Below are 22,797 nucleotides of genomic sequence, written 5' to 3' on the forward strand. Positions count from 1 at the left end.
ACGCTTATTAGGTTTATCCGCCTTTTCATGCTTGGGATAGCCGAGATGGTCTTCCATTTCAGCCTCTAAGGCAGTATCGATAAAGGATTGCATGAGCTGCTTTTGGAAGTCTTTGATGTCATCAAAGCTTTTCATGCTACCAGCCATTTGCTCGGCTAGTTTTTTAATGTCAGATTGAGTAGTCATTGCTTATTCTCCTGTTAATGGATTATAAGCAGTTACACAGTTTTTAGGAAACTCCCAAGCAAGTTGGAATAAAGAGTAGAGGACATAAAGTATTTAAAGAGAATTGGAATGAGAACTTCAGATAATTCAATGAAATAAACTTCCCAATACTTACTTATTCCTTCTCACCCAATAAAAAAGCCCAGTCCCCTATATTAAGGAGACTGGGCTTTATATTATTCTAACTTTAATTAACCATTAAGCAGCGTCTTTACTCTCTGCTGCTAATTGGCGTAGTACATAGTGCAACACGCCGCCATGACGCACATATTCGCGCTCTTTTGGCGTTTGTAGACCGACGTTAACCTCAAAGGTTTCAGTTGAACCATCAGCGCGAGTAGCAGTGACTTTGGCAGTTTTGCTCTCACCATTATCGAGACCACTAATGCTGATGACTTCTGAACCATCAAGCTTGTAAGTCTCAGCGTTTTCACCTTCTTTAAAGGTCAATGGCAACACGCCCATGCCCACTAGGTTTGAGCGGTGAATACGCTCAAATGAGCTGGTCAATACCGCTTTGACACCGAGCAAAATAGTACCTTTGGCTGCCCAATCACGGCTAGAACCAGAACCATACTCCGCGCCGCCAAGAACAACGAGCGGACGCTTGTCTTCTTTATACTTCATTGCGGCATCATAGATGGCCATTTCTTCACCATCTTGTAGCGTCGCGCTGTCACCCTTGAAGTAATAGGTATAGCCGCCTTCCTTACCGCCCATCATGGTATTTTTGATACGGATGTTGGCAAAGGTACCACGAGTCATGACCGCATCATTACCACGGCGTGAGCCATAGCTGTTGAAGTCAGCTTGCATGACGCCGCGCTCTTGCAAGTATTTGCCTGCAGGCGAGTCTGGATCGATATTACCCGCTGGTGAGATGTGATCGGTGGTGATTGAATCGCCGAACAGACCTAAAATGCGAGCGCCTTCGATATCAGGGATACCTTCTGGCTCCATGGTCATACCATCAAAGAACGGTGGGTTTTTAATATATGTTGAGCCTTCATCCCATGGATACAGCTGGCTATCGGCTGAGCTAATAGCGTTCCAAGCAGCACTACCGTCAAACACTTCGCCGTAGTTTTTGCGGAACATTTCAGCGTCGATATTATTGGCAATCAGCTCATTGATCTCTTCTGATGTTGGCCAGATATCTTTTAAGAACACATCATTGCCATCTTGATCCTGACCTAGTGGATGGGTGGTCAAGTCAATATCAACAGTACCTGCCAATGCATAGGCAACGACCAATGGTGGTGAGGCTAAGTAACTGGCTTTGACATGCGAGTGAATACGACCTTCAAAGTTACGGTTACCAGACAGTACCGCTGCTGCGACTAAGTCGTTTTCTTCAATGCCTTTTTCGATCTCTTCTGATAATGGCCCTGAGTTACCGATACAAGTCGTACACCCATAACCTACTAAATAGAAGCCCGTTTTTTCTAGCTCATCCATCAGATGAGTTTTCTCAAGATAGTCGGTGACCACTTTAGAACCCGGTGCAAGCGATGTCTTAACCCAAGGCTTGGCTTTAAGACCTTTGGCAGCAGCTTTTTTGGCCACTAGACCTGCACCAATCATTACTGCTGGATTGGAAGTATTGGTACAAGAAGTAATAGCAGCAATAACTACCGACCCGTCTCGTAACTTGTGTTGTTTGTCATTGATGCTGACATTTGAGAAGACATTGTTTGCTGGCGCATAACCTGCATTATCATCACTAGTATCAACTTCGATATTCGGCTCAGCCGCCAAGTGTTCAGCTTGCTCTTGCTCACCGCCTTCTTGATCGAAACGTACTTTACCTTCAACTTCCGACTTGCGATCTTTGGTCATTTTTTCTAGCGTTTCGCCAAATTTTTCGTGCATATCAGACAAGTTGATACGCTGTTGTGGCAAGTTAGGACCAGCCAGCGCAGGCTGTACTGAGGACAAGTCTAGATGCAAATTGCTTGAATAGGTCGCCGCTGGGGTGTCGGCATCGTGCCACATGCCTTGTGCTTTGGCATATTTTTCGACCAGCTCAATTTGCGCTTCGTCGCGGCCTGATAGACGCAGATAATCAATCGCCATTTGGTCAATTGGGAAAATACCACAAGTTGCGCCATATTCTGGTGACATATTGGCAATCGTCGCACGATCGGCAAGCGGCATGCTGTGCAGGCCTTCACCGTAGAATTCGACAAACTTACCAACCACACCATGGGCACGTAGCATTTCAACCACACGCAATACCAAATCCGTGGCGGTGACGCCTTCGGTCAATTTACCCGTCATCTCAAAACCAACGACTTGTGGAATCAACATCGATGATGGCTGACCAAGCATGGCAGCCTCTGCTTCAATACCGCCCACGCCCCAACCAAGCACGCCAATACCATTAATCATGGTGGTATGACTGTCAGTACCAAACACCGTATCAGGATAGGCAGTAAGCTCACCGTTGACATCAGCGGCCATCACCACACGCGCTAAATACTCAAGGTTAACCTGATGAACGATACCGGTCGCAGGTGGTACGACGACAAAGTTTTCAAAAGCGTTACGACCCCAATGCAAGAACTCATAGCGCTCATTATTACGCTTAAATTCGATCTTTTCATTCAAATCTAGCGCATCTTCGCGGCCATAAGCATCGACTTGTACCGAGTGATCGACGACCAATTCACTGGGAATAAACGGGTTGATTTGCTCGGCTTTACCACCCAGCTCAACCACGGCATCACGCATGGCGGCCAAATCGACGACCGATGGCACGCCAGTGAAATCCTGCAAGACGACGCGAGCAGGCATAAAGGCAATTTCTTTTGACGCTTCAGCACCTGCGTCCCAATTGGCGACGGCTTCGATGTGGTTTTTACCCACAGACTGACCATCATCTTCGTTACGCAATAGGTTTTCTAATACGACTTTCATGCAATATGGCAGCTTACTGATATTGCTATAGGTTTTGGTTAGCTCAGGCAGGCTGTAGTAGGAATGTTCCTTGCCATCGACCGACAAGGTGTCTTTTACGTTAAAGATATCACTCATGGTAGCTTCCTTATCTACTGGGTAGATTGTTATGAATTTATTGTTATAACTGGTGGCTAGATTAACTTTGAATTTATGAGCTTAAAGAAAAAAGGCTGATAAAATTTGCATCGACTGACCACTGGAATCAAAGAAAAAGATAAATAGTGTTTCCGTCGTTTATAACGACTCCCCTTCACCATAACAAATTTAGAGCCCTTTGTTAACGCCTAGACGGTGTCAAATCGTGGCACAATCGTAAACGTAACAGCCGCTTAGCGGTTTATTAATAAGGTGTTCAATGATTTTTCACTTTTTCTTTTGACGGCGACCATGACGAAACACATAGTTATCTTCATAAAAGCTCATATCAGCATTTTCTGCCCAAAAATGTGGCACGCCCAAAATAGGCAAGGGAGCCAGCTGGCGCGGTGTGACATTATCTTGTGACAGCAATTTATCCATATATTGAGCAATTTTGCCATCTAGATAGACCATGCGTGCAGATAGCGGCAAGGCAAAGAAATCTTGCGGCACAAGGATGACGATACTGTGCGCACATAAAGGTTTGCGCGGTTTTATCAATTGCTCAAGCAGTGCATGACCAAAAACATAAACCGCAGCCCGAGACTGACTATTCAGTTGTTGTGGATTGTCCCACTGCGCGCGCGGCTCTATCAAACTTGCCTGCCAATCGAAATTAATCAAAGCCTTGCCAATACGCGGCTCAGACGTCACTAGTACCGCCCCATTTTCATCAAACACAGTAATGGTATCGCGGACACGACCTCGGCTAGCGCCAATCCCCTGCTGGGCAATCTCTACCATATGATAATAATTAAGCAGCGCTTTAGTCTTTGGAAAAGTCAGCCAAATACTGCCGTTAAATAAATCATGCAAGTTATCACGTGTCGGAATCTTGCCACTAGTGCCAATAAAGCTTTCGTATGCTTCGCCTTCTGACAACGCCTCTTGTGAAACAAAGTTTAGCGCATGTGCTTGATTGTTTTGCGTGGACTTAGTGGTAGGTAATTGGCTTTGCAAATGCTCACTTTGCTGGTTTAACGCTTCGTTTAAAACCTTAGCGATCACGTCAGGCCGACTCTTTGGTTTAGCTTCATTAGAGCCCTCAGCTTCATGAGAGCCTTCAGCATTGTCAAAGCCTTCAGCGTTTGCCCCACCGAGCTGAGCGATGGCGTTACTGAGATAGTCCAATTGGTTTAAATGACCCAGCCATGGCACTTGCCAATCAATCTCAGCAAAGCTTTTGTCAAGACTGCTGTCGCGTGTAGACAGGCTTGTAATAGGCGCTTCAGAAGAAGCTGTTGAATAAGGTTTGGCAGGTAAATCAGTGGCGGTCATGTTCACTATCTCTATTAGACGTAGGGCTTGTCTATGGTATCATAGGGCGCTTTTTTGCTGCTAGATAGGCGGCTCTAAACACCCTCCTTAGCGATATTTTATGGCAAATCTTTATGGCAAATTTTAATACCCACTTAAATGTCGCATTCATGGCCAGTGGTACGCTCAGCTTGACGGTTTATAAAGCGGGATTGATCGATGATTCAGGGTTTTTGATGTGCGTGGCGCTCGGTACCATCGGTGGGCTATTGCCCGATTTGGATTCTGATAATTCGACACCGATTAAGCTGGGTTTTAATATTATCTCGTTTATATTCGCCTTTGGTCTGGTGATGCATTGGCGCAGTGAGCTGAGTTTACTGGCGCTCATTGCGCTATGGTTAGCTGGCTACGGCTTTATGCGTTACGTGGTGTTTTCGATTTTCACCAATATGACCGTGCATCGCGGTGTCATTCATTCCGTCCCTTATATGGCGATAATGGGGCTTGGAATGACCTATGTCAGCTATGATATTTTAAACTTACCGTTGGCAGTTAGCTGGTTTTACGGTTTGTTTTTATTCGGCGGTGCTATGGTACATTTGGCATTAGATGAGCTGTATAGCGTTAATTTATCAAATATGAAAATGAAGCGCTCATCGGGTACGGCGATGAAGTTTTATCAGCATAAAGATAAGTGGTGGTATCTGCTGCTGTATGTCACCCTTGTATTATTAATATACTTTGCACCGCCTTTCGATGAATTTTGGCAACAATTACGTGACCCAGCACCTTGGGCAAAGCTAAAACTCGGTCTATGGCCGGAATTGATAAAAAACTGGCTAAATTGAAATTTATAAAACTGTTAAAAAATGACTAACAACTCGAGTAAATAATGTCGATGTCCCTACAAACCTGCCCTTGCCAAATTAACCCATCCTCAAACGTTATAAGCTCACCGCTACTTTATAAAGATTGCTGTCAGCCTTATCATGACAGTTTATTGAGCGAAGAAGCTGATAAGACAGATGGCGTAAAAACGGACTCTGCTGAGCGTCTCATGTGGTCGCGTTATAGCGCCTTTGTATTGGTCAAGCCAGAATACATCGTCAAGACCACGCTACCTGTACAGCAAAAATTGCTAGATATTCAGGCGATTGAGTCTTGGGCAAAAGAAACAGATTGGGCAGGATTAGAAATCGTAGCGCATACACCAAAACTTGGTAAACGCCATGCGCAGGTTGAGTTTAAGGCTTACTTCAAGACAAATGAGGATTTGCAAGCACATCATGAGTTGTCTGCCTTTGTGAAGGTGACAGACAAAATCAATAATGATGAGCGTTGGTACTTCTTAGATCCAACCGTTTCAATGTCTGTCAGCCAAAAGCAGCCGTGTATCTGTGGTTCAGGTGAGAAGTTCAAAAGGTGTTGTGGGGTGTACTTGAGTTAGAAACTAAATTAGTTTTCCTTCGTAAAGAGTATATAGCTTCTCAAGCTGCGGCAAGTGCTTGTCATTAGATAGCAATTCGATATCATTAACCTTAGCCGTAGCAAAATGAAATATATCAAACTGACGTTTATCAATATTTTTATTGACATTATTTTCGTTGGCAATAAATTTATCTAGTCGGTATAAGTCAGCAGCTAAATCTGCGACATCTTGACTTATATCTAAAGTGGTGAGCATGTTCATCACGTTAACATATCTTTTAACCTCGTCATCTCCTTTCTTCCATAAAAAGTATCTTAGAAACTCATAACGGATGAGTGGTGTGATGACTACTTCGACGTTATTTGAAGCTATTTCAGCACGTAAGGTCTTTAATTTTTGCAAAAGATTAGCGTCATTTTCGTCAACCTTATCCTCTAGTAAATAAATTAAATAATTGGCATCAAGCAATAGTTCTCTTTCACTCATCATTGCCCTGCCTCTAGTTGTTTAATTTTTTCATCTAATAAACTGATAAGCATCTGCTTTGCTTCTGCTTGCTGTGGCGCATTATCACGTGCCAGCTTAAGACGATTGATATCAATATCAAAGGCATCTTTTAGTAGGTCTACAAATGCAGCATTATTCGGATGCTCTATCAGCTCAGTTTTTACGATTCCATCTTCTTTATCACGATACAACTCATAAGCTTCGCCATGTTGTAACTGGCTCAAAACAATAGCAGAGTGAGTAGTGATATAAAAGGTAGTATTAGGGAATAGACGTTTCAAGGTAGGAATAATAGTCGCTTGCCATTTGGTATGAAGATGGCTTTCTATTTCATCAATGAAGACCACCCCTTTGACATGAGCGATATTGGTTTCATTAGTGAAATAACTGTAACCTGCGATAATGGACTGCATGATTTTTAGTATTGAGGCAAAGCCACTAGATAATTCAGACAGCTCAGTTTTCTGTTCAGCTACCTTGATAAATACGCGATTGCTACCTGATATTTCAAGAAACTTACTATCAATTCGCTCGTCTACTTTGTTAAGTAAATTTAGCAGCGTGGTAATTTCAACTTCGCGATTATCTTCTACAGCTTGATAAGGGTTAGCAGATTGAGCACGCTGAATTATCCATTGATTTAATAACTCACCCATCCCAATGCTCTGCATTTCTTTGCTATTTAATGCAGAAAGATTTGTACTAAGATAATTTGATAAGCGAGGACCGTAAGATAAAATACTTTTTTCAAAATTACCTTCATGATATTTGATTGTGCCTCGATTCAAAGCTCCAATCATGACTACAGCCATACCATGACTTTCGAAACCTTTCAAATTTTCATTAGAAACATTATTAAATGTTCGCCCGTTAGCAATTATATTATCAAATGTGAATAGCTCATCGCTCATAGTGCTAGGATGAAGGATTTCATTGGTAGTAAAATATAAAGCAAACAAAGCCTCTAAACATCTGGTCTTACCAATGCCATTTTCACCGATTAGACAATACACTCTTTGGTCAGGTTGAAAACTGAGATGTACATCACCGACACCTACTAGCTGTTTTATTTGAATGTCATTGCCTAACATGGCTTCACCTAATTTTTATTAAACTATTAATTTCATAGTGGAACAACCAATTTAAAAATACAAGCCAACCATCCTAAACACTCGCCCCAACCGCCCGTGCCACCGCAATTCCTTCGTCAACCGTCAAAAACTTACGCTGGCTTGGGCTGTCTTTAAAGAGGATCTCGCCGTCTTGGAAGATGAGACATTCATTGACCGCCAGTTGTTGCCATTTTTCATTTTCAGTCAATGGCACGGTGACTAAGATAGTGACTTTATCCTGATCTGTGGTCACATCACCAAAGTTAATCGCCAAATCATCATCAGCCAGTTTGGCTTCCCCAAAAGGCGCTTTACGAGTGAGATAAAACAATAAGCTACCGGCATAAGCCAATTGCCATTTGCCATTAGATATCAAGCAATTAAACAAACCATTAGCAGACAGATAGCGACATTGGATGGTCAAAAAATTAAACAGCGTTTTGTCGTCAGGTCGGGTTTTAAAGCTGCTTTTTAGGCGATTGACCAGATAACAAAACGCCATTTCAGAATCAGTTGTGCCGACTGGTTGGCAATGTGACGCGTTACCATTGTCTTGCAAGCGTTGACAGCGTTTAATAAACTCGCTATTCATCTGCCCATTGTGCGCAAATACCCACTGCTCGCCCCAGACTTCACGGACAAAAGGATGAGTATTCGCCAAACAATTTTGCCCTTGGGTGGCTTTACGAATATGGGCGATAACATTCATGGCTTTAATCGGATAATTATTAACCAAATCAGCAACGGGTGACAAATGGCTTGGTTTATTATCATGGAAAAGACGCAAACCAGTTGAAGCATGCTCTGAGTCGCACTCACTACGCTCAAAAAACGCAATGCCAAAGCCATCTTCATGACTGTCTGTCATACCGCCGCGCTTGCGGAAACCTGCGAAGCTAAAGCCAATATCGGTTGGCGTATTACAGTTCATTCCTAAGAGTTGACACATTTACGCGTTACCACCTTTATTATATTGATTGTCTGCTGCGTCATGATTAACCGGATTACCTGACACAATACCAAGTTCTATATCACTCATACTAGCCAACAAATCCGCCCCAGTATTGTCATCGCTTTCAACACCATCTAGGATACGCTGGGCTTGTGCCAAATCCGTGTTTTCTACCCACAGCACGACACCAGAATTCATCCCGGGAATCGCACTGAGCGGTTGCAAGGACACGGTAATGCCATTGTTGCGCAGCAGATTGGCATGCAGCTCGCCTTGCATATTGGTATCGTAGCGCGCCAGTTTGTGCCAGTTATCAACTTGATCAGTCATGGTAAATTCCTTTTAAACAGTTAAATGTCTTGTTAATACAGATGAATTTAATAGAAGTCAAAACCTGATGACCAGTTAATTTGATTTAGCGGATAAGCATCAATATGAAAACCGTTTGGATACTCTTTAAAACCAGGTTGTGATTTTAATTGGTTGATAGCTGCTTGCGCTTGTTGCTCAGTAGCAAATACGCCGATTAATTTAAAATCTTCGACATCGTTGTTTTTATCATCGTCTTTATAAAGCGCGTGTTCTAAAACAAACACCGTATTTTGCGCTTTTTCAACATGTGACCAATGATAAGCAGCAAGGCGTTTCATCAGGTCAGGGTTTTTGACCATGATATTATCGCCAGTACGCCCTTCGGTACGGTTGTAATGGATAACGTTTAAACGCAATAGCCAAAAAATAACCGCCGCTTTGGCCAGCATAACAGGCAACGCTCGTTTTTCATCTTCGCCAAGCTGACGTTTTGACTCATAGCCTTGCAAAAAAGCCACCATTTTACTGCGATCAAAATTCACCGACTCGCCTTGCTCAGCATCGCCCCACGTGGTACAAAAATCATTAATCGTAATGGCAATATCCATCACATAATGCTCGACGCTGACTTCGGTAAAGTCTAACAAGCCTGTGAGGCGCTCTTCACCTTTTTGGATATTATTTAACGATAAGTTCCACAGCGTATTATCAGCAAACATATCTAGATGACACAAGCCTTTTGGCAAGGTCGCAAGCGGTAATTCGCTATATGACTGCCAAATATCGCTCATCAGCTTGGCTTCGTCACCGGGCATAAACTGCATTTCACGGTCACGTACTTCTGACCATGGATACAAAGGTACGCCATATTCTTCCGCAGGCTGTAATACTTGCAGCGTCTCATGCAGCATGGCTAAAGCGGCACCGATTTCATGACACATCGCTTGCGTGGTTTGCTGTGGATGCGAGCCAGCCAAACAAGGTACTAAGGTAATGGCTTTATTGTCGTAATGGATAACATAGCGTTTATCACCACTATTTTTATCCCTGTCTAATCCTTCACCATCGATCAATGCCAATGGCGCAGCGACCGGCAATTTACCATCTAATTGATTAAGGATAACTGCCATTTTTTCGATATCTTCTGGTGGCCGCTCTTCAAATAAGGTAAATACATAAGAGTGCGCACCATCTACATCATCAGTCGTCTGAATAAACCAGTTAGAGTTCTTAATGCCTTGGGTAATCGGAATGGCGCGCGCAAACGAGACGCCAAAGCGTTGGCAAAAGGCGGCAAACTGATCATTGGTTAACTGGGTATAGACGGACATGACATCTCACTTTTGGCAATTAAATAAAAAGTTAAATAGGACAGATTTAAACAGCAATGGCGACAATTGTAGCGCGCTTGGGCAAACGATAGCGAAAAGCGTAATAATCTTGCGAAAATCTGCCTGATATGGCGGTGATTTTGCTAGACTAGCGCATTGAGAGAATTGATTATAAGGTGAAAGACCCTATGTTAGCAAAGCGTATCATTCCTTGTTTGGACGTTGATAATGGACGCGTGGTCAAAGGCGTGCAGTTTGTTGATATTAAAGACGCTGGCGACCCTGTTGAAGTCGCCAAGCGCTATAACGAACAAGGCGCTGACGAGATTACTTTTTTGGACATTACGGCCACCAATGACGAGCGCGACACCACCTATCATACCGTTGAACGTATGGCAGAAACCGTGTTTGTGCCATTAACGGTCGGCGGCGGTGTGCGTAAAATCGCTGATATTCGTAATTTACTCAATGCAGGCGCGGACAAAGTGGCGATTAATTCTGCAGCCGTCTTTACGCCAGAATTCGTCGGCGAAGCGGCGCAGAAATTTGGTAATCAATGTATCGTCGTTGCTATCGATGCCAAGCGCGTTGCTGATATTGAGGTTAATGGCATTATCGTACCGCGTTGGGAGATTTTTACCCATGGCGGTCGCAAGCCAACGGGCATCGATGCCGTCGCTTGGGCAAGTAAAATGGCTGAACTCGGCGCTGGCGAATTATTAGTGACGTCGATGGACGGTGACGGTACTAAAAAAGGCTATGACTTGGCCTTAATGAAGCAAATTACCAGCCGCGTCAATGTGCCTGTCATTGCCTCAGGCGGCGTCGGTAATTTACAACATTTAGCGGAAGGAGTATTACAAGGCGGGGTCGATGCTGTGCTTGCCGCCAGTATTTTTCACTTCGGTGAATATACGGTGCAAGAAGCAAAAGAATATATGGCAGCGCAAGGGATACAGATGCGCCTGTAATACGTTGGTAAAATGCAAATAAATTAGAAAAAATGTTATCATAGCGCTAACTGCTTATTATCATTTGGTTTTCGTTCATTTAACGCTCAATTCGTTTGCGTGATAACCAATCGAATAAGTGATACCAATCACAAAAATTAGAGTAGCAAGGAAAACGAGTGTAAGTACTACGCATTGTAGACTAAACAAGTTTGACACAGCCAATCATACTTTTTGGGTTTGGTATTATTTGAATCTATCATTATATTTAACTACTCCTACATTTTAATTAAAAGCCCATGAGGCGAAGGATGTTTTTATGTCGAATTTACAACAGCAACGCAATGACGTGACTCATATCGATGGCAACCTGCATCAAAATGAAGGCGCTCGTATTGGTATCGTCGTCGGTCGTTTTAACGGTTTTGTCGTTGAATCATTGGTAGATGGCGCAATCGATGCCCTACTGCGCCATGGTGTATTGGGTAGCAATATTACCGTCATCCGTGTGCCTGGTGCATTTGAGTTGCCATTGGTTGCCCAACGCGCGGCTGAGTCAGATCGCTTTGACGCCATCATTGCGTTAGGCGCGATTATTCGCGGTAGCACGCCGCATTTTGACTTTGTGGCGAGTGAATCAGCCAAAGGCCTAAGCAGCGTTGCGATTGATTATAATATTCCTGTTGCCAACGGTGTATTGACGACTGACAGCATCGAGCAAGCGATTGAGCGTTCTGGCACGAAAGCCGGTAACAAAGGCTCAGAAGCCGCCATGGTCGTGCTAGAGATGATTGCAGTGCTATCACAGCTAGACATTGACGACGATAGCGATGACGCTTAATTAAACTCGTTACTTATTCATACTCATTAACATTTGAGTATTTTTAAGTCAGATTAAGCACCGTTGATTATTAATAAGCATTATTGTTGATTAAACTATTTAGGGCTATGGTTATTGCAATAGCCCTAAGTGTGCAGTGTAAATGTTCAACAGCAGTATCCAAAACTGTCTGGTAAATTTACCAGCCGACCACTATTTAACATTTTATTTTAAAACTTCTTATCTTAAAAACTAGGTATAGACCCCTTATGACTGACCAACTCAAGCGCGCTATTAGTGCTGCGAAAACTGCCCAAACCGATGATAGTCAAGCTGAAGCCACGCGTATTGCGAGCAGCAGTGCGGGTGATCAAACCTTCGATATGAGTGAGTCTTCTTATAAGACCAGTCACACCGCTGTCCGTAAAGCGCGACGCTTTGCGATGCAAGGTCTATACGAATGGCTCGTCACAGACCGCCGCTTCGACACTAGTGGTAAGCTTGGCTGGAAGGCCAATGCGCCGCATGATATCGCCGCTCGTACGCGTGCTACCAATGCCATGCATACGGTACATATTGGCTATTATCATGAAATGATGCACGATATTCCAGAGCAGATTGAAGCGCTAGATGCGCTTATTAGCCAGCATCTTGACCGTGAAATCGATAAACTTGATACCGTTGAACACGCTATTCTTTTGATTGGTGCTTATGAGCTGCAAAATCATTTAGAAATCCCTTATAAAGTCGTGCTTGATGAAGCGATGAAGCTGAATAATCACTTTGGTGCCACTGACGCTCATAAACTGATTAACGCCGTCCTTGATAAAATGGCGGTTGAGCTACGTGCTGTCGAAGTAGAAGCAGATAGTAAAGCCAATCTACGCACCTCACAAAAAGCGGCTGCTAAACCTGCAGTAAAAACTGATAGCAATATAGAAAATAGTGCTGATACACAAAGTATTGAAGAAAAGTCAACTGCTTCAAACAAGCCACGTATCAGTGCCAATAATGCCACCGTCAAACGCAACAGCGCTAGTAAAGCCAGTGCGAATATTAGTGACTTTAAGGCAACTAAGAAAAATGCTGCTGAAAACACGGTTGAAAATGATACTGTTAAAACAGCGACTGCGGCAGAACCAATTGTTGAAGAAGGCATTGTTGAAGAAAGCATTGTTGAAGAAAGCATTGTTGAAGAAAGCATTGTTAAAAAAGATGTCGTCGTTGATGAACAGCCTGCAGAAGAAAAGGTAGCTGCTAACGCTGTCAATAACGACAGCAACGAAGAAAATACGGCCGTTGATATTGGTCTAATTGACTCTAATCTTGTTAGTTCTGATGAAACTGTTAGTCCTGACGAAACTGTTAGTTCTGATGAGATTGTTAGCCCTGATGCAAAAAGCCAAGACTAACCATGAACGAATTTGAGCTGATCGAGCGCATATTTTCCCAAATGCAAATGCCACAGTCATTGTCCAACATTGTCAAAAAAAGCAGTGTCGAAAAAGGCATTGGTGATGATGCCGCGGTGATGAGCTTGCCTGCAGGCGCGCGCTTGGTCAGTTGCATCGATACACTCGTCCAAGGTCGTCACTTTAGCGCTGATTGGCAACAAGTCAATGAACTGGCATTTGCCATCGGTTATAAAGCGGTTGCGGTTAACGTCTCAGACATTGCTGCGATGGGTGCAACCCCGCATAGCATTCTGCTAGCGTTGGCCTTACCTGAGCGTTTGGCAAATGAGCAATGGTTAAGTGAATTTGCTAAAGGCTTGTTTCATGCCTGCCAATTATTCGGGGTTGCCCTTATTGGTGGTGATACCACGCGTAGTGATAGCTTAATATTAAGTGTCAGCGCACAAGGATTGCTTGATGCCAACACGGCAGCTGTTTACCGTTCAGGGGCGAAAGTGGGCGATAAAATATATGTATCAGGGTCGCTCGGCGATGCCAGCTATGCCTTGCAGCATCCTGACAACGCCGAAGGCGTAGAGCTTGCACATCGATTGCACATGCCGACCCCGCGTATTGCCTTAGGGGCAGCCTTAGCAAAAATTGGTGCTACAGCGATGATAGATATCTCTGACGGTCTTTATCAAGACCTTGGACATATCTGCCAACAAAGCAGCGTTAGTATGCGCCTTAATCTGGAGCAGCTACCTACTAGCAAGCCATTAGCAAGCGTTGATTTATCTGAGCGCTTATTATGCCAACTGACGGGTGGGGATGATTACGAATTGGCTTTTACTTTGCCTGCTGATATCGAACCTCGTGTTAATAACAACAGCAACACGCCAGTCACCTGTATCGGTGAGGTGACTGCGATGACAAATCATAAATACACAGACACATCTACCGCTTTACGTCCTGAGTTATTTTATCAAGGACAACTAGTCACCCCAACTCATTCCGCGCCATTTTCAACATGGCCCGACCTTACTGGTTACCAACATTTTGCAGGTTAATCCATGACCGATCAAGACCTCTCCAAGCCTGATATCCGACAAGCAAATGACTGCCCACCGCTACCAGCAAATGCTAGCCTGCTTGATCGTGCGGTTTATTGGCTTGGTATTGGTTTAGGTAGTGGCTTGCCTCGCCGTGCGCCCGGTACTTGGGGGTCGGTGGGTGGTTTAATCGTCGCCATACCTCTAATGAGCTTAGGTTTTGTGCCATTTTTGATTATTACTATCCTATCCTGCCTCATTGGTATTTGGATATGTGGTCGTACCTCTGAGCTGATGCAAGGTCATGATGATCCGCATATCGTCTGGGACGAATGGGCTGGTATCTGGATTACTTTACTGCCATTTTCTTATATGAGTGTCTCTACTGCCAGTTATTGGCAAGATATCTCACAGAGCTTATCGGTCATTGCGCTTATCATCGCTTTTGTTTTGTTTCGCTTTTTTGACATTATTAAGCCACCACCAATTGGTTGGGCAGATAAGAAGGTCGCTGGCGGTCTCGGTATTATGCTTGATGATATTATTGCTGGCGTAATGGCGGCAGCGGTATGGATAATTGTGATGCTCGGTATGCTGTTATAGTCAATACTCTATAAGCAGATGCGTAATTAGGCTTTCTTATATTAATTGTTATGTAACTTTTTATATAACTTTAAGTTACAAAGCTTGCACGGCATTGCGTTTTTTCGTCTTAACATTTGCGTTATAATAATAGATTATATTTTGTTACATTTAACGAGCTACTATGACCTCTCCTCTTTCTGTCATTATCCTTGCTGCCGGTAAAGGTACGCGTATGCAGTCGGCTAAGCCAAAAGTGCTACAGACACTGGCTGGCAAATCATTGTTAAGCCACGTATTAGATACCTGTCATCAGCTGACGATGGATGAGACTATCATCGTCCATGGTTTTGGTGGCGAGCAAGTAAAATCAGAAATTACCAGCCAATATGCGCAGTCCTCAATTACTTGGGTCGCCCAGACTGAGCAATTAGGCACAGGGCATGCGGTCAAAGTAACTTTAGCTGACTTACCAGCAGAGGGACAGAGTCTCATTCTGTATGGTGATGTGCCATTGGTCAGCTGCCAGACGCTAGCGGCATTGAAGGCAGCTAACACTAGTGGCATGTCGATGCTGACGTTAACGGTTGATAATCCATTTGGCCTCGGTCGTATCAAACGTGATACAAACGGCAATATCGAAGCCATCGTCGAGCAAAAAGATGCCAGCGCTGATGAGCAGAATATCCAAGAGATTAATAGCGGTATCTATTGCGTTGACAATGCTCTACTGCATAAATATCTGCCCAAGCTCTCTAATGACAATGCGCAGCAAGAATATTATCTCACTGATATTGTCAAAATGGCCGTTGCTGATGGCATTACGATTGCCGCGATAGAGCCTGAACATACGTTTGAGATTGAAGGTGTCAATAACCGTCAACAGCTGGCCAGCTTGGAGCGCACATGGCAGGGTAAACTGGTTGCAGACTTACAAGAAGCGGGCGTCCAGTTTGCTGATCCGACGCGCGTTGATATTCGCGGTAGCTTGAGCGCAGGTCAAGATGTATTCGTCGATGTTGGCGTGGTGTTTGAGGGCGATTGTGTCTTGGGTGACAACGTTTATATCGAAGCGGGTTGTGTCATCAAAAACGCGAAAATTGGTAATGCCTGTCATATTAAACCTTATTGTGTGATTGATCATGCTGAGATTGGTGCAGGTGTCGATGTTGGTCCTTTTGCCCATTTGCGTCCAGAAACCGTATTGGCTGACAATAGCAAGGTCGGAAATTTTGTCGAAATCAAAAAATCGACGATCGGTCATGGCAGCAAAGTCAATCATTTAAGCTATGTTGGCGATGCCACGGTTGGTACAGGCGTCAATATTGGTGCTGGTGTCATTACTTGTAATTACGACGGCGCCAATAAATCGCAAACCATCATTGAAGACAATGCTTTTATCGGCTCTAACGCCAGCTTGGTCGCGCCAGTAACCATTGGTGATACCGCTACGGTTGCAGCAGGTTCAGTGATTACTAAAAATGTCGATAGTAAAGCATTAGCCTTTGGTCGCGCGCGCCAAACGCAAAAAGATGACTTCCAGCGACCGACTAAAAAATAACGGCAGCTTTGACAGTTAGTTCAATGAAGCTAGCTCTGAGCAAACTTAAGCAGTACGACAATGATTTGTGGTGCTGCTTATTTATATTTATAGATTAAACAAACATCATTACATATCGAAACATCATCAAAATCTAAACTATTGAAATATCGAAACATCAAAACATGAAACATCGAATTTAAGGAATCACTATGTGCGGAATAGTCGGGGCAGTTGCTGAGCGTAATATCGCTAATATCTTACTTGAAGGTCTTAAACGTTTAGAGTATCGCGGCTACGATTCCGCCGGTTTGACCGTCATTCGTGATGGCGAATTACACCGTGAGCGTCAAGTAGGCAAAGTACAAGCCTTGGTCGATGCCGTCGCAGTCAATCCAGAGTTTTTTGATGGTCATATTGGTATTGCGCATACACGTTGGGCCACGCATGGCGAGCCCGCCCAGCGTAACGCCCATCCGCACGTATCCGGTAAAATTGCTGTTGTCCACAATGGTATCGTTGAGAACTACGCCGAGCTAAAAGAAGAGCTGATTGCTAAAGGCTATGAGTTCACCTCGCAAACCGATACCGAAGTCGTCGCTCATTTAATCAATGATATCTACAAAAGCACGCCTGATTTATTAGAAGCAGTTCGTGCGGTTATTCCTTTATTACATGGTGCTTTTGCCCTTGGTATTGTGCATATTGATTGCCCAAACGAGCTGATTACCGTCCGTTTGGGCTCGCCACTGGTCATCGGTGTGGGCATTGGTGAGAACTTTATCGCCTCCGACCAATTAGCGCTTTTACCCGTGACCAATCGCTTTATGTATTTAGAAGAAGGCGATATCGCCAAATTGACGCGTAGCAGCATTAAAGTTTATGCCGAGGGTGTCGAGGTGAAACGTCAGATACATGAGATCGACGCCGCCCAGCATAATGCTGATAAAGGCGAGTTTAAGCATTATATGCTCAAAGAAATCTATGAGCAGCCAGATGCGGTTGCTCGTACGGTTGAGATGGCGTTAGATAGCGATGAGCCGTCTAAACTGCGCGATGACTTTTTGCAGCGTCATGAAGCACAATTAAAAGGCATTAAACATGTCCAAGTCATCGCTTGTGGCACCAGTTATCACTCAGGTTTGGTGGCAAAATATTGGTTTGAGAGCCTAATTCGTGTGCCTTGTTCCGTTGAAGTCGCTAGTGAGTTCCGCTACCGTAATCCGGTCGTCATTGATAACACTTTGGTGATTTGCATCTCGCAATCTGGTGAAACCGCAGACACTTTATCAGCACTACGTGATATACAAAAGCACACGCCAGCAGGCTTAGTCAGCTTGGCCTTGTGTAATGTACCGACCTCATCTTTGGTACGTGAAACGGATATCTTTTTACCCACGCTTGCCGGCCCTGAGATTGGCGTTGCTTCTACCAAAGCATTCACGACTCAGCTAGCCGCTTTGATGCTACTGGTCTTAAAAGTAGGTGTCGTGCAGGAGCGTATGACTGGCGAAAAATTAACCACGCTGCTAGGTCAATTACAAGAACTACGTGGTCAACTGCATGCCAGCTTAAACCTCGACGCCCCTATCAAAGCCATGAGTGAACACTTTGAATATAAGAAAAGCTGCTTGTTTTTAGGTCGTGGCCTGCAGTTCCCCATTGCCTTAGAAGGCGCATTGAAGCTAAAAGAAATCTCTTATATTCACGCAGAAGGCTATGCAGCAGGTGAGCTGAAACACGGTCCATTGGCATTGGTCGATAAAGACATGCCTATTGTGGTGCTAGCGCCAAAAGACAGTATGTTTGATAAGCTAAAAGCCAACATGCAAGAAGTACATGCGCGTCACGGTGAGCTGTTTGTATTCGCCAGTGAAGAAAGCAAGATGGTCGCAGAAGATAGAATGCACGTGGTCTATGTGCCTGATGTTTGCGAGACGCTAGCCCCTATCGTATACAGTGTGCCCGTGCAGCTATTGTCCTATCATGTGGCAGTCATGCGTGGTACTGACGTCGATCAGCCACGTAACCTCGCAAAATCGGTGACGGTTGAGTAAGTTTTTAATTTTCAGATGATTGATTTGTCATTCAGTAATTACCTATCATATCAAGTAATTACTTATCATACTGATTAATTACCTATCATACTATTGTGTGATGATTGATCCTTCGCTATCTCATATTAACGAGATCGCGAAGGATTTTTTTTGAGTTTTAGACTGGGGTCTATTGAACATTCAACCATGGCACTGACAGAGACTATTTCTGTTAGTATCGGGGCTGATGCTAAAATCGCCCCATACTGCGTTACAAGTCTAGCTAAGGTATTAACATTATCGTCGACTTGCGCCTTATATGGAACAATTTTAGCGATGAGCACTGCCTATTTGTGAATGTTCAACACGCCCTAACATCTAAAGTGTAATATCACAGAGAAAATGAAAAAAGTTATAGATGCGTTTTTGGTTAATGTTCTTTTGATGTTTTTATAAAAAACGACATAATCAACCCGCTAATCGCCAGTACAATACCCAAGATAAAGGCCGTTTGTACACCAGCGGTTAACGATGTGCTTGCCATAGAGGGATCTGATGGATTGGCAACATTTTTTAAGAAACTATTTTGCGAAGCCGACATTATTGTAATCGCCAAAGCGGTTCCGATAGAGCCAGAGACTTGTAGTAACGTATTGATCAAAGCTGTCCCATCTGTATACAGATTTTTGGGTAGTGCGTTCAAACCATGAGTTTGCAAAGGCATCATAACGAATGTCACGCCAATCATAAGACCTGAATGCAACAAGATTGCCATCAGAATAGAGGTCTCAGTGGTCACATTCGATAGCAGCCAGAGCATAATAAGCATAATGATAAAGCCCGGCGTAAACAGCCATTTGGCGCCATATATATCATAGACACGGCCTGCGACTGGTGAAAGAATGCCATTTATTGCGCCACCTGGCATCAATATAAGACCTGCAGTAAGCGCCGTTAACCCGAGTCCAATTTGTAGATACAAAGGCAGCAAAATCATGCTTGATAAAATAATCATAAATGTGGCGGACACACTCAATAAGGCTAAGGTGAACACTGGATATTTTAAAGTCTGCAGATCTAACATGGGCTTATCGAGTTTGAACTGTCTTGACGAAAATATGAGAAGAGAGATTAGAGCCATAGACGATACCGCCAAAGCCAAGCGTCGATAAAAAGATGGAAAGTACATCGATTTTGGGCTTGGTCAGCTCCGTAACATTCTGCATAAAAAGCAGTCCGTATATCAATGAAAAAACTAGAAACGGAATGAGCAGCCAAAGAATCCAATTCCAACTCAGTACTTCAATGATCAATCCTGCCGTAGCGGGGCCTATAGCGGGTGCTGACATCATGACCAGCCCAACCAATCCCATAATCGTCCCTCTTTTATGAATAGGGAAAATAATCAAGATAGTGTTGAACATAAGCGGGATCAATAAACCGGTGCCGATTGCCTGAATGACACGGCCTAGGAGTAATACCTCAAACATAGGGGCGATACCAGAGACTAGCGCGCCAGCAATTGAAAATAGCAGTGAGGCCACAAATAACTGCCGAGTGCTAAACCATTGTATCAATAGCGCGGACACAGGAATGAGTATGCCCATCGTCAGTAAGTAGCCTGTGGTTATCCATTGTACTGTCGAGGAAACGACATTAAATTCAGTCATTAAATTACCAAGCGCCATATTTAAAGCCGTTTCGCTAAATAATCCGACGAATCCTGCGATTAGAAAGGCGATCAAAATGGGAATTGGTTTTATACCAGTTTGGTTTTGTTCAATTGCAAGGGTAGACATTAAAACTCTCTTCAGTTATTAACAGAATCAATTTTTGATACGCTAAGTAATTATTTCTCAACCAATTTTTTTATAAATAATGAGGGGATTTGTTCTGCTATCGCTTCAAGTGGCTTACCACTTTTCATCGTTAACGCTAATAAGATACCGCCTTCAGTCAACGCATGAAAAACAGTCGCTAAGCTTTTGGCTTGATCCTCTGGATAGCCTGCTTCAAGAAACTTCTCCGTATAGATAGATTGCCAACTCTTAAAAGTTGCTTCACACGCCAATCGAATCGGCTCACTCGTAGAATGTTTTTCTCCAGCAATGGTGCCAATCGGAGAGCCAATCGGATCACCACCCTCCCCAAATACCTTGGACAATTCATACACATAAGCTTGCAAGGCATCTATTAGATTAGAAGTCTTATTAAAAATATGCTTGATGTCTTCCATAACCAGTTTTTTGGTGTTATCAATCGCTGCAATTGCTAATTGTTCTTTGCCTTCTGGAAAGTAGTAATACAACGAACCCTTAGGGATGCCGCTCTCTTCAATAATGTCATTTAAGCCTACTCCGCAATATCCACGCACCTTAAACAGGCGTGATGCTGTCTCAATCAGCACATCTTTTGACTTCACTTTCTCATTCATTAACGAGATCCTTTTTAAAATTATAACAACCGGTCTATTAGTTGGGTATGGTAATGGTAGATTCACTATCTGTCAATGTCATAAGCATATGCCAAAGATGAATGCCACCCATACCCAAAAGGAGTTGAAAGTGGCTGACGAATTGCTCTGTAACTGCTTCACTGAGTCTTTAGCAGAAACAAAAAAAAACACCCAACCAAGTTGAGTGTTTTCTATTTTTAGCTAAAGCAAGAGCGACTAGATGGGTTCAATAAGATTCATTTACACGATTAATTGGATATCGCTTTTTGAAGGTCAAAATCGATATGCTGCTGCGCTTAAACCAAGCCTTTATAAAGGAAATAAAACCCTACCACCGTTAATAATATCGCAAAACATTTTTTTAGTAATGCTGGTGATAGTATATGCGCGACTTTCGCACCTACTTTTGCGGTAAAAAAGCTCATAATACTAATGCCTAAAAAGGCATAAATATGGACGAAGCCAATGGTATTGGGCACATCGACTTGCTGCTGCATGCCAAAAATCATAAAGCCCAACGCACCAGCAATGGCAATCGGCAATCCACAGGCTGCTGATGTGCCAACGGCTTTTTGCATGACCACGCCATAACGCGTGAGATAAGGAACGGTTAAGCTGCCACCACCGATACCAAAAATGGCAGAAGCGACACCGATAACCCCGCCTGCTGCTAATTGCTTAGGCTTAGACGGCAGTTCTGGATTAACATCATGAGAATGACTAGCGACCTGCTTTTTACCCCCAAAAAACATTTTATAAGCGACCCAAAGTAAGAATACGCCAACGATAAGCTGGAGATATAGCCCAGATATTTGCCCTGCTATTCCTGCGCCCAAAAAGCAACCAAGCGCTAGACCTGGTGCGAGATTTTTAAAGACAGGCCACATGACCGCGCCCTTTTTATTATGCGCCATGAGCGAGCTAATAGAGGTGACAATGATGGTTGCTAGTGATGTCCCTAACGCCAAATGCATGATATTGTCAGGGCTGTAGCCCATTTGAGTAAAGACAATAAATAATAATGGTACGATGATGGTGCCACCGCCCACGCCAAATAGCCCTGCAGCAAAACCTGCCAGCGCCCCAATTATTAAAAAAATGAGTATTTCCACGGGATAGTTACTTCTCGGTTAAATGATAGTTTTATAGTCGATGCTAAATAAAATAGATACGTTATCTTAAACGATTTCTATCTGACCTACTTGATGGTAAGCACGATTAAAATACACCAAACTTTCATCAGTGCCACCTTGTGATACGGCGTGCTTGATGGCGACTACACGACACATAAAGACGCTATGTGTGCCTACTTCTTGAATATGCTCAATCTCACAATCAAAACTGACCAGCGCATCCTCTAAAACAGGCGCACCTGTCGCTAATTGCGTCCAAGCGCCCTGTTTAAATCGTTCTTCCGAACTTAATTTTGAGGCAAAGGCATTAGATATTGGCTCATGCTGTGCGCCTAGTACATTGACACTCAAGGTTTTATTTTCAAGAAAGTGGGCATGTGAGCGAGAGGTCTGATTCATACAGACCAGCAAGGTAGGCGGTGTGTCTGTGACGCTACATACCGCAGATGCCGTAAACCCATGAATACCAGAGTTACCTTTTGTGGTAACCACATTAACGGCAGTCGTCAATAGCGACATGGCATCTCTAAAGTCGGTGGCTTCAATCATAATTTCAGTCCTAAATTTATCACAGATTATTTTTAAAACGCGCTCAGCTGTAGGCTGGG

General features: G+C 43.6%; 20 protein-coding genes and 1 pseudogene. 9 read left to right on the forward strand and 12 right to left on the reverse strand.

Annotation, left to right across the window (positions count from 1 at the left end; genetic code table 11):
• From CXF65_RS01865 to CXF65_RS01875, 3 genes are all read right to left on the reverse strand, one after another.
• A partial coding sequence (locus tag CXF65_RS01865; protein ID WP_198551944.1) for a transposase occupies nucleotides 1-186 on the reverse strand: 186 nt, incomplete at its 3' end.
• Between the two features lie 237 nt (nucleotides 187-423).
• Nucleotides 424-3,261 carry an aconitate hydratase gene (locus CXF65_RS01870; protein ID WP_101210837.1) on the reverse strand — a complete coding sequence of 946 codons (2,838 nt, stop codon included), beginning with the start codon at nucleotides 3,259-3,261 and terminating at the stop codon, nucleotides 424-426.
• Between the two features lie 288 nt (nucleotides 3,262-3,549).
• Nucleotides 3,550-4,602, reverse strand: a complete 1,053-nt coding sequence (locus CXF65_RS01875) for a DUF3025 domain-containing protein (protein ID WP_101210838.1) — start codon at nucleotides 4,600-4,602, stop codon at nucleotides 3,550-3,552.
• Between the two features lie 113 nt (nucleotides 4,603-4,715).
• Between CXF65_RS01875 and CXF65_RS01880 the strand changes: the two genes are divergently transcribed.
• Together CXF65_RS01880 and CXF65_RS01885 are read left to right on the forward strand one after the other, a co-directional pair.
• Complete coding sequence (locus CXF65_RS01880; protein ID WP_101210839.1) at nucleotides 4,716-5,432, forward strand: metal-dependent hydrolase; 717 nt, start codon at nucleotides 4,716-4,718, stop codon at nucleotides 5,430-5,432.
• Between the two features lie 50 nt (nucleotides 5,433-5,482).
• Nucleotides 5,483-6,031 carry a YchJ family protein gene (locus CXF65_RS01885; protein ID WP_264754718.1) on the forward strand — a complete coding sequence of 183 codons (549 nt, stop codon included), beginning with the start codon at nucleotides 5,483-5,485 and terminating at the stop codon, nucleotides 6,029-6,031.
• Between the two features lie 3 nt (nucleotides 6,032-6,034).
• Here CXF65_RS01885 and CXF65_RS01890 read toward each other — a convergent pair whose 3' ends face one another.
• The 5 genes from CXF65_RS01890 to CXF65_RS01910 all read right to left on the reverse strand — a co-directional run bounded on the left by CXF65_RS01890 (nucleotide 6,035) and on the right by CXF65_RS01910 (nucleotide 10,227).
• The gene (locus CXF65_RS01890) at nucleotides 6,035-6,499 is read right to left on the reverse strand and encodes a type II toxin-antitoxin system VapC family toxin (protein WP_101210864.1); all 465 of its coding nucleotides are present in this window, start codon (nucleotides 6,497-6,499) and stop codon (nucleotides 6,035-6,037) included.
• Nucleotides 6,499-7,611, reverse strand: a complete 1,113-nt coding sequence (locus tag CXF65_RS01895; protein WP_101210841.1) for an AAA family ATPase — start codon at nucleotides 7,609-7,611, stop codon at nucleotides 6,499-6,501. Before CXF65_RS01895 ends, CXF65_RS01890 begins: the two co-directional genes overlap by 1 nt.
• Nucleotides 7,612-7,684: 73 nt before the next feature.
• Nucleotides 7,685-8,581: a class II glutamine amidotransferase gene (locus tag CXF65_RS01900; protein ID WP_101210842.1), complete on the reverse strand. Its 897-nt coding sequence runs from the start codon at nucleotides 8,579-8,581 to the stop codon at nucleotides 7,685-7,687.
• The gene (locus CXF65_RS15105; RefSeq protein ID WP_227523180.1) at nucleotides 8,582-8,914 is read right to left on the reverse strand and encodes a hypothetical protein; all 333 of its coding nucleotides are present in this window, start codon (nucleotides 8,912-8,914) and stop codon (nucleotides 8,582-8,584) included.
• A 47-nt stretch (nucleotides 8,915-8,961) separates the two neighbouring features.
• Nucleotides 8,962-10,227 (reverse strand): homoserine kinase, encoded by a 1,266-nt coding sequence (locus CXF65_RS01910; RefSeq protein ID WP_025653209.1) that lies wholly within the window; start codon nucleotides 10,225-10,227, stop codon nucleotides 8,962-8,964.
• 188 nt (nucleotides 10,228-10,415) lie between these two features.
• Here CXF65_RS01910 and hisF point away from each other — a divergent pair, with 188 nt between their 5' ends.
• The 7 genes from hisF to glmS all read left to right on the forward strand — a co-directional run bounded on the left by hisF (nucleotide 10,416) and on the right by glmS (nucleotide 18,622).
• Nucleotides 10,416-11,198, forward strand: coding sequence for an imidazole glycerol phosphate synthase subunit HisF (gene hisF / locus CXF65_RS01915; RefSeq protein WP_101210843.1), 783 nt, complete (start codon nucleotides 10,416-10,418; stop codon nucleotides 11,196-11,198).
• A 298-nt stretch (nucleotides 11,199-11,496) separates the two neighbouring features.
• Nucleotides 11,497-12,018, forward strand: a complete 522-nt coding sequence (gene ribE, locus CXF65_RS01920; protein ID WP_025653207.1) for a 6,7-dimethyl-8-ribityllumazine synthase — start codon at nucleotides 11,497-11,499, stop codon at nucleotides 12,016-12,018.
• Nucleotides 12,019-12,266: 248 nt separating this feature from the next.
• The gene (nusB, locus tag CXF65_RS01925; RefSeq protein ID WP_101210844.1) at nucleotides 12,267-13,409 is read left to right on the forward strand and encodes a transcription antitermination factor NusB; all 1,143 of its coding nucleotides are present in this window, start codon (nucleotides 12,267-12,269) and stop codon (nucleotides 13,407-13,409) included.
• A gap of 2 nt (nucleotides 13,410-13,411) precedes the next feature.
• A complete protein-coding gene (thiL, locus tag CXF65_RS01930; protein WP_101210845.1) occupies nucleotides 13,412-14,461 on the forward strand; it encodes a thiamine-phosphate kinase in 1,050 nt (349 codons plus the stop codon).
• A 3-nt stretch (nucleotides 14,462-14,464) separates the two neighbouring features.
• On the forward strand, nucleotides 14,465-15,046 hold the full coding sequence (locus tag CXF65_RS01935) for a phosphatidylglycerophosphatase A (RefSeq protein ID WP_101210846.1): 582 nt from the start codon (nucleotides 14,465-14,467) through the stop codon (nucleotides 15,044-15,046).
• 163 nt (nucleotides 15,047-15,209) lie between these two features.
• A complete protein-coding gene (gene glmU, locus CXF65_RS01940) occupies nucleotides 15,210-16,586 on the forward strand; it encodes a bifunctional UDP-N-acetylglucosamine diphosphorylase/glucosamine-1-phosphate N-acetyltransferase GlmU (protein WP_101210847.1) in 1,377 nt (458 codons plus the stop codon).
• A 191-nt stretch (nucleotides 16,587-16,777) separates the two neighbouring features.
• A complete protein-coding gene (gene glmS / locus CXF65_RS01945) occupies nucleotides 16,778-18,622 on the forward strand; it encodes a glutamine--fructose-6-phosphate transaminase (isomerizing) (protein ID WP_101210848.1) in 1,845 nt (614 codons plus the stop codon).
• Nucleotides 18,623-19,031: 409 nt separating this feature from the next.
• Here the strand turns inward: glmS and CXF65_RS15250 are convergent.
• The 4 genes and pseudogenes from CXF65_RS15250 to CXF65_RS01965 form a co-directional block, all read right to left on the reverse strand.
• Nucleotides 19,032-20,400: pseudogene (locus CXF65_RS15250) on the reverse strand (MDR family MFS transporter).
• Nucleotides 20,401-20,450: 50 nt separating this feature from the next.
• Entirely contained in the window at nucleotides 20,451-21,035 is a 585-nt protein-coding gene (locus tag CXF65_RS01955; RefSeq protein WP_025653199.1) for a TetR/AcrR family transcriptional regulator, read from the reverse strand.
• Between the two features lie 317 nt (nucleotides 21,036-21,352).
• Nucleotides 21,353-22,168, reverse strand: a complete 816-nt coding sequence (locus CXF65_RS01960) for a sulfite exporter TauE/SafE family protein (RefSeq protein ID WP_101210849.1) — start codon at nucleotides 22,166-22,168, stop codon at nucleotides 21,353-21,355.
• Nucleotides 22,169-22,234: 66 nt separating this feature from the next.
• The gene (locus CXF65_RS01965; protein ID WP_025653197.1) at nucleotides 22,235-22,738 is read right to left on the reverse strand and encodes a flavin reductase; all 504 of its coding nucleotides are present in this window, start codon (nucleotides 22,736-22,738) and stop codon (nucleotides 22,235-22,237) included.
• Nucleotides 22,739-22,797 lie beyond the last annotated feature (59 nt).

This window comes from Psychrobacter sp. Sarcosine-3u-12 (assembly GCF_002836005.1).
GTDB classification, from domain to species: Bacteria; Pseudomonadota; Gammaproteobacteria; order Pseudomonadales; family Moraxellaceae; genus Psychrobacter; species Psychrobacter okhotskensis.

Coding starts and splice junctions, on each gene's coding strand:
- CXF65_RS01870 (WP_101210837.1), bottom strand. CDS start 3,261: ATGAGTGATATCTTTAACGTAAAAGACACCTTGTCGGTCGATGGCAAG.
- CXF65_RS01875 (WP_101210838.1), bottom strand. CDS start 4,602: ATGACCGCCACTGATTTACCTGCCAAACCTTATTCAACAGCTTCTTCT.
- CXF65_RS01880 (WP_101210839.1), top strand. CDS start 4,716: ATGGCAAATTTTAATACCCACTTAAATGTCGCATTCATGGCCAGTGGT.
- CXF65_RS01885 (WP_264754718.1), top strand. CDS start 5,483: ATGTCCCTACAAACCTGCCCTTGCCAAATTAACCCATCCTCAAACGTT.
- CXF65_RS01890 (WP_101210864.1), bottom strand. CDS start 6,499: ATGAGTGAAAGAGAACTATTGCTTGATGCCAATTATTTAATTTATTTA.
- CXF65_RS01895 (WP_101210841.1), bottom strand. CDS start 7,611: ATGTTAGGCAATGACATTCAAATAAAACAGCTAGTAGGTGTCGGTGAT.
- CXF65_RS01900 (WP_101210842.1), bottom strand. CDS start 8,581: ATGTGTCAACTCTTAGGAATGAACTGTAATACGCCAACCGATATTGGC.
- CXF65_RS15105 (WP_227523180.1), bottom strand. CDS start 8,914: ATGACTGATCAAGTTGATAACTGGCACAAACTGGCGCGCTACGATACC.
- CXF65_RS01910 (WP_025653209.1), bottom strand. CDS start 10,227: ATGTCCGTCTATACCCAGTTAACCAATGATCAGTTTGCCGCCTTTTGC.
- hisF (WP_101210843.1), top strand. CDS start 10,416: ATGTTAGCAAAGCGTATCATTCCTTGTTTGGACGTTGATAATGGACGC.
- ribE (WP_025653207.1), top strand. CDS start 11,497: ATGTCGAATTTACAACAGCAACGCAATGACGTGACTCATATCGATGGC.
- nusB (WP_101210844.1), top strand. CDS start 12,267: ATGACTGACCAACTCAAGCGCGCTATTAGTGCTGCGAAAACTGCCCAA.
- thiL (WP_101210845.1), top strand. CDS start 13,412: ATGAACGAATTTGAGCTGATCGAGCGCATATTTTCCCAAATGCAAATG.
- CXF65_RS01935 (WP_101210846.1), top strand. CDS start 14,465: ATGACCGATCAAGACCTCTCCAAGCCTGATATCCGACAAGCAAATGAC.
- glmU (WP_101210847.1), top strand. CDS start 15,210: ATGACCTCTCCTCTTTCTGTCATTATCCTTGCTGCCGGTAAAGGTACG.
- glmS (WP_101210848.1), top strand. CDS start 16,778: ATGTGCGGAATAGTCGGGGCAGTTGCTGAGCGTAATATCGCTAATATC.
- CXF65_RS01955 (WP_025653199.1), bottom strand. CDS start 21,035: ATGAATGAGAAAGTGAAGTCAAAAGATGTGCTGATTGAGACAGCATCA.
- CXF65_RS01965 (WP_025653197.1), bottom strand. CDS start 22,738: ATGATTGAAGCCACCGACTTTAGAGATGCCATGTCGCTATTGACGACT.